Source organism: Streptomyces sp. NPDC057963, from assembly GCF_042887155.1.
Classification (GTDB): domain Bacteria; phylum Actinomycetota; class Actinomycetes; order Streptomycetales; family Streptomycetaceae; genus Streptomyces.
The window spans coordinates 17129-30918 of sequence record NZ_JBHVPX010000028.1 but is presented as its reverse complement, the minus strand read 5'-3'; the positions used below and the strand labels follow the sequence as shown (position 1 = coordinate 30918).

The window sequence follows — 13790 nt, the reverse complement described above, 5'->3', positions numbered from 1 at the left end:
CGTTGTTCTCGTGGCAGCCGGGACCCCAGGGAACGGGCCGACCGGGTCGAGACCCTTCAGGCCGAAGCTCTCTGCTGGTGCGGCGCACGGGCCGCGCACAACGCCCGTACGGTCGGCGGCGAGACGGTCGTCGAAGGCGCCCAGGTGGTCGTGGGCGACGTCAACGAGCAGGCGGGCGAGGTCGGTTACGAGGTGTTGTGCCGGCGGCACCGCCGGCGCAGGACGACCGGCGCCGCCGCCCGTGCGGGCGCGCTCTCGCCGGACGTGCTGCCCGTCACCTCGGCCTGAACCCGTCCCTCCGGGCGTCCGGCACGGATGCTTAGGATGACGCTGTGAACACGGTGAGCGGAACAGAGGCCGAGGCGGAACCGGGCCCGTCGGGCAAGGTGCAGCCGCGGCAGCTGATCGTCACGGTCTACGGGCTGTACGCGCGCGACACCGGCGGCTGGATGTCCGTGGCCGCGCTGATCCAGCTGCTCGACGCCCTCGGCGTCGAGGGGCCGACCGTACGGTCCTCGGTCTCCCGGCTGAAGCGCGCCGGACTGCTCGAAGCCGAATCGGTGTCCGGGTCGGCCGGTTACCGGATCTCGCCCGAGACCGAGCGCATGCTGCGCGACGGCGATCCGCGGATCTTCGCGGCCCGAAGGGCCACCGTGGAAGAGGGCTGGGTGCTGGTCGTCTTCTCCGTGCCGGAGTCCGAGCGCGCCAAGCGGCACACCCTGCGCACCCAGCTGGCCCGGCTCGGCTTCGGTTCCGTGTCCGCCGGGGTGTGGATCGCGCCGGGACATGTCCACGGCGAGGTGGAGGACATGCTGGCCCGGCACGGGCTGCGCTCGTACGCCGATCTCTTCCGGGCCGACTATCTCTCCGTCGCCGGGGACGAGGGCGAGGACGGGAACGGGGACCTGCCCGCGAAGGTACGTTCCTGGTGGGACACCGTCCGGCTGCAGCAGCTGTACGTCGAGTTCCTCGCGGCGCACCGTCCGGTGGCCGCGCGGATCGCGAGCGGCGGCCGGGTGACGGACCGCGAGGCGTTCACGACGTACATCAGGGTCCTCACCGACTGGCGTCGGCTCGTCTATCTCGACCCCGGCGTCCCACGCGAACTGCTGCCCGCCGAGTGGAGCGGAACCGAGGCGTCCGAACTCTTCGACGAACTGCACTCCCGGCTGGCCGGTCCCGCCCATCGGCATGTCGAACGGGTCCGGACCGGCTGACCCCGCCACGCGGCCGGGGCCGGTCCGCCCCGGCCCGGCGGCTCAGCGGGCGGCCGACCGTACGATCGTGAACACCGCACCCTCCGGGTCCGCCACCATCGCCACCCGGCCGCCCGCCCCCTCCCGGGGCGGCTGCAGGACGTATCCGCCGATTTCCACCACGCGATGCGCTGCCTCGTCGGTGTCGTCGACCTCGAAGTACGTCATCCAGTGGGGGCCGCGGTCGCGTGGCAGGGCATGGCCGACGCCGTGCAGCGAGGCCACCGGACGACCGTGCAGATGAAGGGTCTGGTAGTCGAAGTCGGCGGAGACGACCGCCTCCGCCTCGTAGCCGAAAACCGTCTGGTAGAACTTGCAGACCGTCGAGGTCTCGCGGGTCACCAGTTCGTTCCAGACCGGTGTGCCGGGGCCCCCCGCAAGCGCCGTACCAGGGTGCGCGGCGGCCTGCCAGATCCCGAAGACCGCGCCGCTGGGGTCGGAGGCGATGGCGAGCCGGCCCGCCTCACCCGCGTCACCCGAGTCGAGCGGCCCGACCGCGACCGTGCCGCCGCAGGAGCGGATCGATTCCGCCGTGGCATCGGCGTCGTCGGTGGCCAGATAGGTCGTCCAGGCGACCTGCAGATGGCGGTCGGGCGGCAGTTGCCCGATGCCCGCGACGACCTCTCCGTCGATCAGCGCGCGGACGTACGGACCCAGCTGGTCGGGGCCCGGCACGAACTCCCAGCCGAACAGACGGGCGTAGAAGTCCTGGGTCGTGCTCAGGCCGTGCACGAGCAGACTCACCCAGCAAGGTGTTCCGGGCGTGCGCCGGGCGGCAGCCTCGGTCATCGTCACTCTCTCCTCGGACCATCGGGGTGGCCGTACGGGGGGAACGGGGCCGGTATGCCGCCGTGCGGTACAGGATGTGTGCGCCCCGTGCAGATGTTGCACCACCCGGCCCATGATGCGCCCCGGCCGCGCCGCACTTTCCGCGATCTCGACGGAGGGACACCGTTTTGGCGAGAAACGTCCTCTTCGACGTTGTTACGGGTGGGGAGGCTGCTGCGCGAGGATGGCACTCATGAAGCCCATCATCACGGCATCCGAATACGCGAGCGAGTCGGCGGGGCCACGTCCGCCGGTGCTCCTGGACGTACGTTGGCAGCTGGGCGGTCCGCACGGCCGTCCCGACTACGAGGCCGGGCACATCCCCGGGGCGGTCTTTGTCGATCTGGATGCGGAACTCGCCGGTCCGGCAGGCAGGGGCGGTCGTCATCCGCTGCCCGATCCGGAGGAATTCGGTGCGGTGATGCGCCGGGCCGGTGTCTCCCGGGACACCCCGGTGGTCGTGTATGACGGCGGCCAGGGCTGGGCGGCGGCTCGCGCCTGGTGGCTGCTGCGCTGGACGGGGCACGAGGACGTCAGGGTCCTGGACGGCGGTCTCACGGCCTGGAAGGACGCGGAGGGGGTGCTCGGGACGGAGATCCCGACCCCGGCCGAGGGCGACTTCCGGCCGGTCCCCGGCGCTCTTCCGCTGTTGGACGCGGACGGAGCGGCGGCGCTGGCCCGCTCGGGTCTGCTGCTCGACGCGCGGGCCGCGGAACGGTATCGGGGCGATGTGGAGCCGATCGACCGGGTGGGCGGCCACATTCCGGGCGCGGTGTCGGCACCGACCTCCGAGAACACGGGGGACGACGGCCGGTTCCTGCCCGCCCCGTCGCTGGCGGCACGCTTCAAGGGCCTCGGCGCGGACCGGGCGCCGGAGATCGGCGTCTACTGCGGCTCCGGTGTCTCCGGCGCCCATGAGGTACTTGCCCTGGCCGTCGCCGGGATTCCCGCGGCGCTGTACGCGGGCTCCTGGTCCGAGTGGTCCGCCGACGAGTCCCGCCCGGTCGCCAAGGGCCCCGACCCCCGGTAACGGAATCCGCGCCGCCCGTCGGGGCCGGAGCCGACCTGGCGGGATCCGGCCGCATGCGGCGGGCGCGGCACGCGCCGCCCGCACGGTACGGGTGACGCGTCGGGCGGATACGGCACAAGGGCCCGTGCGCAGCGGCGTACGGGCCCTCGTCATGCTGCGGTCGCCCGCCTCAGTCCTGCTTCTTCCGGCGCGTACCGAAGACGATCTCGTCCCAGCTCGGCACGGCTGCCCGGCGGCCCGGCCGGACGCCGTCCGCCTCGGCCTGGCGGTCCGTCGTCCCGGTCAGCCGGTCGCGATGACCGGCCACCGCCCGCGGCATCAGTACATCCGCATAGGCGGAACCGGCACCCGCGGAGGCTGCCGCGGCCGGCGGCTCGTCGGCCTCCGGCCCCTGCGCGGCGGGTTCGAGGGCGGGCGGCTCGGGCGGTGCGGGACGCTCCGGCACCACCATGTCGCCGCGGAAGCTCGGTACGGCCTCCAGCAGGCTGGTCAGCGAATCCCGCTCCCCGGCCGAGATGCCCCCGAAGTGCTCCTCGGGTTCGGGCACGGGGGCCGGGGCCGTGGGCCGCTCCATCTGGCGGTCCAGGGCGCGGTCCAGCGGCCGGTCGCGGGGCAGCCGGGCGATCCGGGGCACGAACGGGAAGCTCGGCTCTGGCGCGGCGACGTCATCGGTCTCGCCGATCAGCGAACGTGCCTCGTCGTCCACCGCCTGGACCAGCCGGCGCGGTGCGTCGTACGTCCAGCTCGCCGAGTGCGGCTCGCCCGCGACCCGGTAGACCAGCAGGACCTCCCAGGTGCCGTCGTCACGGCGCCAGGAGTCCCACTGGACGGTCTCCTTGTCGGCACCGCGCAGCAGCAGCCGTTCCTGCACGGCCTCGCCGAGCTGGGGGCCGGCGTTCTCGCCGGGACGGCGCACGGGGGTCTTCCGGGCCCGCTCGGCCATGAAGGCGCGCTCCGCGAGCACGGGGCCCTCGAAGCGGCGGACACGGTCGACCGGAATCCCGGCGAACTGAGCGACCTCCTCCGCGGAGGCACCGGCTCGTATCCGCGCCTGGATGTCGCGAGGGCGGAGGTGGCTCTCCACCTCGATCTCGATCTGGCCCAGCCGCGCGCGGTCGTTGCGCACGGCGGCTCTCAGCCGCTCGTCGATCGGAAGCGTGTACTCCGTGCTGTCCGCAGCCTTGAGCACCAGTCGTGTGCCGTCGTTGGAGACGGCCACGACACGCAGTTCGGGCATGGGGACCTCCCGGGTGGTGCCTGCCGACGTCACGTGCGTCGCTGCTTCCGCTAGTCGAGTGTGGCCTGCCCGGGTGCAGCCTGCCACAACATTGCCGTGTTGCCCGGCGTGTCGGGCGTGAGCCCTTGATCGCCGGTATGACACGGTGACCTATTGTGCAACACAAAGCGACCGATGGTCACCTCGTGTAGCCAGTCCCCGTGTGATGACGTGGCGCCGCCGGATCGAGTGCCTCCTTCGGCCCCCTCCCGAAGATCCCGGACACCCGTGTGGGAGTCCGGCCCCAGGGCTCGCCACAGTACTCCATTCGGGCCATGCGGGTGGACCGCCGCGCCACCGAACTTCTCCTGAGGTGCGGGAGTTGAGTCGCCCCGCGGGTGCGGAACGCCCTTCGCGCGTGTCCTGCTTCACAGAATCCCCTGAAGTGGAACTATTCACTTCGCTCAAATGTCCCTTCCTGTTGCATGGTGGGAGAGATGTCAATCAAGGGCTGGAAATGGTGCAGAAGCCGGAAAGTGACATAGAGCCCAAAGAAAGGCGTATAGACCTGAGCCTGCCTCAGGTGGCGGGCAGCGCCGTGGCGGCAGTCGCGGCAGCGGTGGCGGCCTCGCAGCTGGGTGTGTACGGAACGATCCTCGGCGCCGGGGTCATGAGCGTCGTCGCCACCTGCGGCGGTTCGGTCTTCCAGCACTTCTTCCGCCGCACGGGGGAGCAGATCCGCGAGGTGACGGTCCAGGCGAAGCAGCCGGGCCGTGAGGTGACCGTGCACACGCGGGAGACGGGCACCCCTCGGGGGCCGCGGCCATCGGCGGCCGGAACACCTGACGGAGCCGCGGACGCCACCACGATGATGCGCGCCGTGGACGCCGCGGCCGTACGGGGCGAGACGGACGCCACGACCGTACTGCGCAACGTGGCGGACGATCCGGACCGCACGCGGCTGCTGAGGCCGCTCGACGGGTCACCGTCGCTCGCCACGGCCCGGTCGGCCCCGGACGAGGAGTTCTCCGAGGCCACCACTCACGGCACCCGCCTCCGTGGCTGGAAGCGGTCGGCACTCGGAGCGGCCGTGGTCTTCGCCGTGACGATGGGCGGGATCACCACGTTCGAGCTCGTCTCCGGCAACGGCCTGAGCGGTGGCCCGGGGACCACCGTCGGTTCCGTCGTGCGCGGCGGCGGGGAGCGGGGCTCCGGGTCGAACGACCCGGCACCGTCGACCGGCACCGACCCCGGCCGGAAGCAGAGCCCGGGGCAGGAGAGCGGCACGACGCCCGGCACGGACTCGCAGGGCGGGCAGAGCCGGAACCCGGACCCCGGCCAGGGCGGCCGTTCCTCGGCCGACCCGGTTCCCAGCCCCACGCCGTCCGACGGCACCGGCGGCCGGACGAGCCCGTCCCCGCAGGCCACGCCCTCCCCGTCGGCGCCCGGCGACGGCGGCGCCACCGACCCGAACCCCGCGGGTGCGGGCGGCGACGCCCCGGCGCAGGGCGACCGCGCCACCACGGGCACGGACACCGGGCAGTGAACGGCCGTCGTGCTCAGTCGCCCAGCACCCGGCGCAGGTAGTCGTTGCCGAAGAGCCGGTCCGGGTCCAGCCGGTCGCGTACGGCGGTGAACTCGCCGAACCGCGGGTACGCCCCGGCGAGGTACTCGGCGTCGCGGGTGTTGACCTTGCCCCAGTGCGGGCGGCCGGCGTGGGCGGTCATGATCCGCTCGACCGCCGTGAAGTACGCCTGGTAGGGCGTGCCCCGGTACAGATGGACGGCGATGTACGCGCTCTCCCGGCCCGAGGCCGTGGAGAGCGCGATGTCGTCCGCCGGGGCGGTACGGACCTCCACCGGGAAGCCGACCCGCAGCGGCGAACGCTCGACCATCGCCTTGACCTCGCGCAGCGCCTCCACGGCGGCCTCGCGCGGCAGCGCGTACTCCATCTCCACGAATCGGACCCGGCGCGGACTGGTGAAGACCTTGTACGGGATGTCGGTGTACGTACGGGCCGACAGGGCGCGACTGGAGAGCTTGGCGATCGACGGAATGGTGGCGGGCACCGCCCGGCCGAGCGAACACGCCACCTGGAAGATCCCGTTGGAGAGGAGCTCGTCCTCGATCCAGCCGCTGACCTTCCCGAGCGGGGCGGCGGGGCCCGCGCTGCGGTTGTTGCGCTTGGTGTTGCAGTTGCCGGTGTGCGGGAACCAGTAGAACTCGAAGTGCTCGTTCTCGGCGACCAGCTCGTCGAAGCCGGCCGTGACCCGGTCGAAGGCCATCGGCTCCTCACGGGCCGTCAGCAGGAAGACCGGCTCCACCGCGAAGGTGATCGCCGTGACAACGCCCAGGGCGCCGAGCCCGATCCGGGCGACGGCGAAGATGTCGGCGTTCTCCTTCTGCGAACAGGTCAGTACCGTGCCGTCGGCGGTGACCAGTTCGAGGGCGCGGATCTGCGCGGATATGGACGCCGAGTCGCGGCCGGTGCCATGGGTGCCGGTCGAGGTGGCGCCGGCGACCGTCTGCTCCATGATGTCGCCCATGTTGGTGAGCGACAGGCCCTCCCGGGCCAGGGCGGTGTTCAGCCGCTTCAGCGGGGTGCCGGCCTCGACGGTCACCGTCATCGCCTCGCGGTCGATCTCCCGGATGCCGGTGAGCAGATCCGGGCGGATCAGCACGCCGTCGGTGGCCGCCGTCGCGGTGAAGGAGTGCCCGGTGCCGACCGGTTTGACCCGCAGGCCGTCCTCGGACGCCCGGCGCAGCACCTCGGCGAGTTCCGCCACCGAGGCGGGGGACACGGCCCGTACCGGACGGGCGCTGACATTCCCCGCCCAGTTACGCCACGCGTTCGTCGTCGTCCGTGCGGTGTCGGTCATCTTCCCCGCGCCCTTCCGTAGGAACCGGCCCGCTGAGCCGGCGGTATCCCAGGAACGCCACCGCGGCCGCGAGCGCTCCCGCCACGGCGGGCACCGCGTACCCCGCCTCGGCCCCGGACGCGTCGACCATCCAGCCGGCGGCCGAGGAGCCGAGTGCCACGCCGACGGCGAGCCCGGTGCTGGTCCAGGTCATGCCCTCGGTCAGTTTCGTGCGCGGTACGTGCTGCTCGACGAGGGCCATCGTGGAGACCATCGTCGGTGCGATGGCGAGGCCCGCGACAAAGAGCGCCACGGCCAGGAACGGGAGGCTCCCGGCCAGTTGGAGGGGGATCATACTCACGGCCATCGCGCACACACCCACCAGCCACCGGGCGGACGCCTTCCCCTTGAGGCGCAGCAGGCCGAAGACGGCTCCGGCCAGGCAGGAACCCAGCGCGTACACGGCCAGTACGAGGCTCGCCGCGGCCTTGTGGCCCTGCTCCTCGGCGAAGGCCACCGTCACCACGTCGACCGCCCCGAAGATCGCACCCGTCGCCACGAACGTCACCACGAGCACCTGGAGGCCCCGGGCGCGCAGCGCGGTACCGCCGGTGTGCTGCTCGCGCGGATGGGGCACCGGCTCGGTGGCGCGCTGCGCGGTCAGCCAGTAGACGCCGACCAGCAGGAACCCGGCCGCGAGGAGCGGCCCCGCCTCCGGGAACCAGGCGGTGGACAGACCGATCGAGATGATCGGTCCGAAGATGAAGCACACCTCGTCGACGATCGACTCCCACGAGTACGCGGTGTGCAGCTGCTGCGGCGAACCGCGGTAGATCTCCGCCCAGCGCGCCCGGATCATCGAACCCACGCTGGGCACGCAGCCCGCGCCCGCCGCGAAGACGAAGAGCGACCAGTCCGGCAGCCGCTGCTGCGCGCAGATCAGGAGGCCGGCCACCGCCGCCAGCGCGACGAGGGTGGCGGGGCGCAGGACGCGGCGCTGCCCGTGCCGGTCGACGAGCCGGGAGATCTGCGGCCCGGCCACCGCCGCTGACATCGCCAGCGTCGCGGAGAGCGCGCCGGCGAGCCCGTAGCGGCCGGTGAGCTGCGAAACCATGGTCACCACACCGATGCCCATCATGGACAGCGGCATCCGGCCGAGGAATCCGGCCGCCGAGAACCCCTTGGTGCCGGGGGCGGCGAATATCGCGCGGTAGGGACTGGACAAGGAAGTCTCCGGAACAGCGTGATCGCACGCGCCTGTAATGCATGAATATGGCCGGTACAGCTTACGGTCGGGGTGGTCGGTCCGACAGCGGGGTGGGCCGGGTAATCGACGTCGGTGGGAGCACCGCCCGAGGCGAGTGGCAGGATCGATGCCATGTCCGATCTGCGCGACCCCGCTCCCTACGACGCCCTGCTGCTGCTCTCCTTCGGCGGCCCCGAAGGCCCGGACGACGTGGTCCCGTTCCTGGCGAACGTGACCCGTGGCCGCGGCATCCCCGAGGAGCGGCTGAAGGAGGTCGGCAAGCACTACTTCCTGTTCGGCGGCGTCAGCCCGATCAACGCCCAGAACAGGGCCCTGCTGGACGCCCTGCGCAAGGACTTCGCCGAGCACGGACTCGACCTGCCGGTGTACTGGGGCAACCGCAACTGGGCGCCGTACCTCACGGACACCCTGCGCGAGATGGTCGCGGACGGACGCCGCCGCATCGCCGTACTCGCCACCAGCGCCTACGCCTCCTACTCGGGCTGCCGGCAGTACCGCGAGAACCTCGCCGAGTCGATGGCGGCCCTGGAGGCCGAGGGGCTGCCGGTGCCCCGGGTCGACAAGCTCCGGCACTACTTCAACCATCCCGGATTCGTGCGGCCCATGGTGGACGGCGTGCTCGCCTCCCTGGCCGACCTCCCCGAAGGTGTACGGGCCGGGGCGCACCTCGCCTTCACGACGCACTCCATCCCCACCTCCGCCGCCGACACCTCCGGCCCCGTGGAGGAGCACGGCGAGGGCGGCGCGTATGTCGCCGCGCACCTGGACGTCGCCCGGCTGATCGTCGACGCGGTGCGCGAGGAGACCGGCGTCGAGTACCCCTGGCAGCTCGTCTACCAGTCGCGCAGCGGCGCCCCGCACATCCCGTGGCTGGAGCCCGACATCTGCGACCACCTGGAGGCGCAGCACGGCGAAGGGGTCCCCGCCGTGGTGATGGCCCCCATCGGGTTCGTCTCGGACCACATGGAAGTGCTGTACGACCTCGATACGGAGGCCACCGCGAAGGCCGCCGAGCTCGGACTCCCGGTGCGCAGGTCCGCGACCGTGGGCGCCGACCCGCGATTCGCCGCGGCCGTGCGTGAACTGGTGCTGGAGCGCGCGGCCACCGAACAGGGGCGCGGTGCGCAGCGGTGCGCGCTGGGAGCGCTCGGCCCGAGCCATGACCTCTGCCCGGTCGGCTGCTGTCCGGCCCGTGCCCTCAAGCCCGCCGCCGCAGGCGTCGACAGTCCGTACGCCTAGCGGTTACGGGACAGCCCTCAGCCCCCGCCGTTCGCCCGGAGACCTTGGAGCGCCGTGACCGACCCGAACCTGTCCGAACTGCTCGACCTCGCCCTGGAGGCCGCCCGCCGCGCCGGTGCGCTGCTGCGCGACGGCCGCCCCGCCGACCTGGGGGTGGCCGCGACCAAGTCCAGCCCGATCGATGTCGTCACCGAGATGGACATCGCCGCCGAGAAGCTGATCACCGGCTTTCTCACCGAGCGGCGCCCCCAGGACGGTTTCCTCGGTGAGGAAGGGGCCAGCGCGGAGGGCAGCAGTGGAATCCGCTGGGTCATCGACCCGCTCGACGGCACCGTGAACTACCTGTACGGACTGCCTACGTGGGCCGTCTCCATCGCCGCCGAGCGGGACGGCGAGCGGGTCGTGGGTGTGGTGGAGGCCCCGATGCGCCGCGAGACGTACCGGGCGGTGCTCGGCGGCGGCGCGTACGCGACCGGCGGTGGGTACGGCGAGGGCACCGCGCTGCGCTGCCGGCCGGCGCCGCCGCTCGATCAGGCGCTCGTCTCGACCGGCTTCAACTACGTCGGCCGGGTCCGTGCGCACCAGGCGGACGTGGCCCAGCAGCTGATCCCGCGGCTGCGCGACATCCGGCGCAGCGGCTCCGCAGCGGTGGACCTCTGCGATGTGGCCGCGGGGCGGCTCGACGGCTACTACGAGCGCGGGCTCCACCCGTGGGACCTGGCAGCCGGCGATCTCATCGCCCGCGAGGCGGGGGCGTACACCGGCGGCCGCCCCGGACTGCCCGCCGACGGCGATCTGACGGTCGCCGCGACACCGGGTGTCTTCGAGCCGCTGCAGGCCCTGCTGGAGGAGCTCGGCGCCTGGCACGACTGAGGGGCCGTCCGGGCCCGTCCCGGCACGCGAGAGGGCCCCTGACGCCGGATGCGGCATCAGGGGCCCGTCACGTGGTTCAGACGCGCGAGGCGCCGATTTCGACGCCGTGCTCGGCGGCGAGGCGGTGCAGGTCGTCCAGCTCGCCCTGCTCGACATCCGCGAGGAAGTCGTCGCCCGTCTCGCGAGCTTTCGTGAGGTCGGACTCGGTCGTCTTGATGCGCTGCAGCAGACCTGCGGTGAAAGCGTCCATAATGCGCCCCCTCATCGTGGGTCGGTGGCACGGGGGTGTGCCCGGGTTTCCCTCCGCACGGAGGCGGTAGGGCGGGTGATCACGCACTCTCCGGGGACGGAGTGGCCAGTGGCGCGCCACATTCAAGGCGTGATCGCGGGTGTGAATGCGTCCTCCCCGGCACCGAGCTCAGAGAAACCTCAACTGGCCCGGAAATCCTGCGGCTTCCCCGCGGCCCCGGCCGGCCAGCGCCGCCTTACCGCCGGTTTATACGCGTTGCGGGCAGGATGGAGCAGCACAGACCGATGCCGATGAGCGGCCCGCATCACGGACCGTGAGCGCATCGAGACGTTCCGAAGTTTTCGACGTTCTGAAGTTTCTAGGGAAGGACAGCGCCGTGCGCGTACTCGTCGTGGAGGACGAGCAGCTGCTCGCCGATGCGGTGGCCACCGGATTGCGCCGTGAGGCCATGGCCGTCGATGTCGTGTACGACGGAGCCGCGGCCCTGGAGCGCGTCGAGGTCAACGACTACGACGTCGTGGTGCTGGACCGGGACCTCCCTCTCGTGCACGGCGACGACGTCTGCCGCCGGATCGTCGAGCTGGGCATGCCCACCCGGGTGCTCATGCTCACCGCGTCCGGGGACGTCAGCGACCGGGTGGAGGGGCTGGAGCTGGGCGCCGACGACTATCTGCCCAAGCCGTTCGCCTTCAGCGAGCTCACCGCGCGGGTCAGGGCGCTGGGCCGGCGTACGACGGTGGCACTGCCGCCCGTCCTGGAGCGCGCCGGAATCAAGCTCGACCCCAACCGCCGCGAGGTCTTCCGGGGCGAGAGCGAGATCCAGCTCGCACCGAAGGAATTCGCCGTGCTGGAGGTTCTGATGCGCAGCGAGGGCGCGGTCGTCTCGGCCGAGCAGCTGCTGGAGAAGGCCTGGGACGAGAACACCGACCCGTTCACCAATGTCGTCCGGGTGACCGTCATGACACTGCGGCGCAAACTCGGCGAGCCGCCGGTGATCGTCACCGTGCCCGGTTCCGGGTACCGGATCTGACGGCCGATGCCCACCGTCCCGGCGCCGCCGGCAGCGCCCCCGAAGCCCACCTGGGAGCCCAAACAGCAGGAGCCGCCCTACTGGCTGCGCCCCACCATCCGGATAAGGCTCACGCTGCTGTACGGCGGCATGTTCCTGATCGCGGGCATCCTGCTCCTCTCGATCATCTACATGCTGGCCGCCCAGGCCCTCCATGTCGGCAGCGAACTGCCGTTCAAGATCGTGAGCGGCCAGGTCACCAGTGACGTGTGCAACTTCAGCTTCAGCGGCAAGACCACCTCCGACGCCGCCAACGCGGCCATGAACTCCTGCGTCAACCACCAGCGCCAGCAGGCGCTGGACACCCTCCTGAACCGGTCACTGCTGGCCCTGGTCGGCCTCAGCGTCATCGCCTTCGCCTTCGGCTACGCCATGGCGGGCCGGGTGCTCTCCCCGCTGGGCCGGATCACCCGCACGGCCCGCCAGGTGGCCGGAACCGATCTGTCCCGCCGGATCGAGCTGGACGGCCCGGACGACGAGCTGAAAGAGCTCGCCGACACCTTCGACGAGATGCTCGACCGTCTGGAGCGCGCCTTCACCGCCCAGCAGCGGTTCGTCGGAAACGCGTCGCACGAGCTGCGCACCCCGCTCGCGATCAATCGCACGCTGCTGGAGGTCCATCTCTCCGATCCGCAGTCCCCGCCGGAGCTCAAACAGCTCGGCAAGACCCTGCTGGCCACCAACGAGCGCAGTGAGCAGCTGGTCGAGGGCCTGCTGCTGCTCGCCCGCAGCGACAACCAGATCATCGAGCGCAAACCCGTCGACCTCGCCGAGGTGGCCTCGCGCGCGATCGACCAGACGCGCGGCGAGGCCGAGGAGCGGGGCGTGGAGATCCGCGGCGAGCGGGCCCCCGCCGTTGTCCAGGGCAACGGCGTCCTGCTGGAGCGGATCGCGCTGAACCTCGTGCAGAACGCCGTGCGCTACAACGTCCCCGAGCAGGGCTGGGTGGAGGTCACCACCGAGCTGCAGTCCGGCCAGGCCGTGCTGGTGGTCTCGAACACGGGCCCCGTGGTGCCCGCGTACGAGATCGACAACCTCTTCGAGCCCTTCAGGCGGCTGCGTACCGAGCGAACGGGCAGCGACAAGGGGGTCGGGCTCGGCCTGTCGATCGCGCGGTCCGTGGCGCGCGCTCACGGCGGCCGTATCCTCGCGGAACCCCGCGAGGGCGGTGGCCTTGTGATGCGTGTCTCACTGCCGGCCTGACGGGCTGGACGAGGCGATCCGCCCGCGTATTACTTTGTTCGCTTTGAGCGGAATTTTCGGGACCTGGGCCCGGATCGGCCGTGTGTGATCGATCACAGAAGCGAATGCGGGCACACCCACGCTCCGTGATCAGGGTCTTCACCGGAAAACCCGCAAAAGTCGGGGTTTTCGGGGTCTGATATCACGGGAAGTACACGGGGTGGCGCCCGTGAAGCGCGACACCGGGACCGTGTACGGTCCCCATCGCCACCCAAGCCGATCGCTCGCGAGCGGTTCTTTTGGGTGTCGATTGAGTAACAGACCTTGATGTGAGGCAAAATCTCCGCCTCGGGTCGGGCACAAGTCCGGCCTCTCACGCGTTACGAGCGCTGAGACACCGCAGACACCCAGAGGGGGAGAGCGACATGGCAACGGATTACGACACCCCACGCAAGACCGATGACGACGTCGACCAGGACAGCCTTGAAGAGCTCAAGGCGCGCCGGAGCGACAAGACGGCGTCCGCCGTCGACGTCGACGAATTCGACGCGGCCGAAGGACTGGAGCTGCCTGGCGCAGACCTGTCCAACGAAGAACTGGCCGTAAGGGTCCTGCCCAAGCAAGCCGACGAGTTCACGTGCATGAGCTGCTTCCTCGTGCACCACAGGAGCCAGCTGGCACGCGAGAAGAACGGCCAGCCGATCTGCCGCGACTGCGACTAG

The 13790-nt window shown here is 71.4% G+C and carries 13 protein-coding genes and 1 pseudogene; 9 read left to right on the top strand and 5 right to left on the bottom strand.

Annotated features, from left to right (window positions below):
* Positions 1 to 30 precede the first annotated feature (30 nt).
* A pseudogene (locus ACFVT1_RS35970) lies at positions 31 to 288 on the top strand (thymidine kinase); the annotation flags it as partial.
* A gap of 44 nt (positions 289 to 332) precedes the next feature.
* Positions 333 to 1217 carry a PaaX family transcriptional regulator C-terminal domain-containing protein gene (locus ACFVT1_RS35965; protein ID WP_389803596.1) on the top strand — a complete coding sequence of 295 codons (885 nt, stop codon included), beginning with the start codon at positions 333 to 335 and terminating at the stop codon, positions 1215 to 1217.
* A gap of 42 nt (positions 1218 to 1259) precedes the next feature.
* Here the strand turns inward: ACFVT1_RS35965 and ACFVT1_RS35960 are convergent, their stop codons facing one another.
* On the bottom strand, positions 1260 to 2045 hold the full coding sequence (locus ACFVT1_RS35960) for a VOC family protein (protein WP_389803593.1): 786 nt from the start codon (positions 2043 to 2045) through the stop codon (positions 1260 to 1262).
* Between the two features lie 232 nt (positions 2046 to 2277).
* Between ACFVT1_RS35960 and ACFVT1_RS35955 the strand changes: the two genes are divergently transcribed.
* The gene (locus ACFVT1_RS35955) at positions 2278 to 3114 is read left to right on the top strand and encodes a sulfurtransferase (RefSeq protein WP_389803590.1); all 837 of its coding nucleotides are present in this window, start codon (positions 2278 to 2280) and stop codon (positions 3112 to 3114) included.
* Positions 3115 to 3283: 169 nt separating this feature from the next.
* Here the strand turns inward: ACFVT1_RS35955 and sepH are convergent, their stop codons facing one another.
* Positions 3284 to 4351, bottom strand: coding sequence for a septation protein SepH (gene sepH, locus ACFVT1_RS35950; protein WP_389803587.1), 1068 nt, complete (start codon positions 4349 to 4351; stop codon positions 3284 to 3286).
* 496 nt (positions 4352 to 4847) lie between these two features.
* Here sepH and ACFVT1_RS35945 point away from each other — a divergent pair, with 496 nt between their 5' ends.
* Positions 4848 to 5876: a hypothetical protein gene (locus ACFVT1_RS35945; RefSeq protein WP_389803584.1), complete on the top strand. Its 1029-nt coding sequence runs from the start codon at positions 4848 to 4850 to the stop codon at positions 5874 to 5876.
* 13 nt (positions 5877 to 5889) lie between these two features.
* Here ACFVT1_RS35945 and ACFVT1_RS35940 read toward each other — a convergent pair whose 3' ends face one another.
* Positions 5890 to 7209: a D-arabinono-1,4-lactone oxidase gene (locus ACFVT1_RS35940; protein WP_389803581.1), complete on the bottom strand. Its 1320-nt coding sequence runs from the start codon at positions 7207 to 7209 to the stop codon at positions 5890 to 5892.
* Entirely contained in the window at positions 7169 to 8413 is a 1245-nt protein-coding gene (locus ACFVT1_RS35935) for an MFS transporter (protein WP_389803578.1), read from the bottom strand. The genes ACFVT1_RS35940 and ACFVT1_RS35935 overlap by 41 nt, the downstream gene beginning before the upstream one ends.
* Positions 8414 to 8566: 153 nt before the next feature.
* On the opposite strand from ACFVT1_RS35935, the gene ACFVT1_RS35930 reads away from it, so the two are divergent.
* Positions 8567 to 9694 (top strand): ferrochelatase, encoded by a 1128-nt coding sequence (locus ACFVT1_RS35930; RefSeq protein ID WP_389803575.1) that lies wholly within the window; start codon positions 8567 to 8569, stop codon positions 9692 to 9694.
* 54 nt (positions 9695 to 9748) lie between these two features.
* Positions 9749 to 10567, top strand: a complete 819-nt coding sequence (locus ACFVT1_RS35925) for an inositol monophosphatase family protein (protein ID WP_389803573.1) — start codon at positions 9749 to 9751, stop codon at positions 10565 to 10567.
* Between the two features lie 76 nt (positions 10568 to 10643).
* Here the strand turns inward: ACFVT1_RS35925 and ACFVT1_RS35920 are convergent, their stop codons facing one another.
* Entirely contained in the window at positions 10644 to 10817 is a 174-nt protein-coding gene (locus ACFVT1_RS35920; protein WP_389803571.1) for a hypothetical protein, read from the bottom strand.
* Between the two features lie 376 nt (positions 10818 to 11193).
* Between ACFVT1_RS35920 and ACFVT1_RS35915 the strand changes: the two genes are divergently transcribed.
* From ACFVT1_RS35915 to ACFVT1_RS35905, 3 genes are all read left to right on the top strand, one after another.
* Positions 11194 to 11847, top strand: coding sequence for a response regulator transcription factor (locus ACFVT1_RS35915; RefSeq protein WP_389803568.1), 654 nt, complete (start codon positions 11194 to 11196; stop codon positions 11845 to 11847).
* A gap of 6 nt (positions 11848 to 11853) precedes the next feature.
* Positions 11854 to 13089, top strand: coding sequence for a sensor histidine kinase (locus tag ACFVT1_RS35910; protein WP_389803565.1), 1236 nt, complete (start codon positions 11854 to 11856; stop codon positions 13087 to 13089).
* Between the two features lie 404 nt (positions 13090 to 13493).
* Positions 13494 to 13790 (top strand): DUF4193 domain-containing protein, encoded by a 297-nt coding sequence (locus tag ACFVT1_RS35905; protein WP_003965732.1) that lies wholly within the window; start codon positions 13494 to 13496, stop codon positions 13788 to 13790.

Bases quoted from the DNA above. Each gene is read 5' to 3' on its own strand.
- ACFVT1_RS35920 (WP_389803571.1), bottom strand. From the start codon at position 10,817: ATGGACGCTTTCACCGCAGGTCTGCTGCAGCGCATCAAGACGACCGAG.
- ACFVT1_RS35955 (WP_389803590.1), top strand. From the start codon at position 2,278: ATGAAGCCCATCATCACGGCATCCGAATACGCGAGCGAGTCGGCGGGG.
- ACFVT1_RS35945 (WP_389803584.1), top strand. From the start codon at position 4,848: ATGGTGCAGAAGCCGGAAAGTGACATAGAGCCCAAAGAAAGGCGTATA.
- ACFVT1_RS35940 (WP_389803581.1), bottom strand. From the start codon at position 7,209: ATGACCGACACCGCACGGACGACGACGAACGCGTGGCGTAACTGGGCG.
- ACFVT1_RS35905 (WP_003965732.1), top strand. From the start codon at position 13,494: ATGGCAACGGATTACGACACCCCACGCAAGACCGATGACGACGTCGAC.
- ACFVT1_RS35960 (WP_389803593.1), bottom strand. From the start codon at position 2,045: ATGACCGAGGCTGCCGCCCGGCGCACGCCCGGAACACCTTGCTGGGTG.
- sepH (WP_389803587.1), bottom strand. From the start codon at position 4,351: ATGCCCGAACTGCGTGTCGTGGCCGTCTCCAACGACGGCACACGACTG.
- ACFVT1_RS35930 (WP_389803575.1), top strand. From the start codon at position 8,567: ATGTCCGATCTGCGCGACCCCGCTCCCTACGACGCCCTGCTGCTGCTC.
- ACFVT1_RS35910 (WP_389803565.1), top strand. From the start codon at position 11,854: ATGCCCACCGTCCCGGCGCCGCCGGCAGCGCCCCCGAAGCCCACCTGG.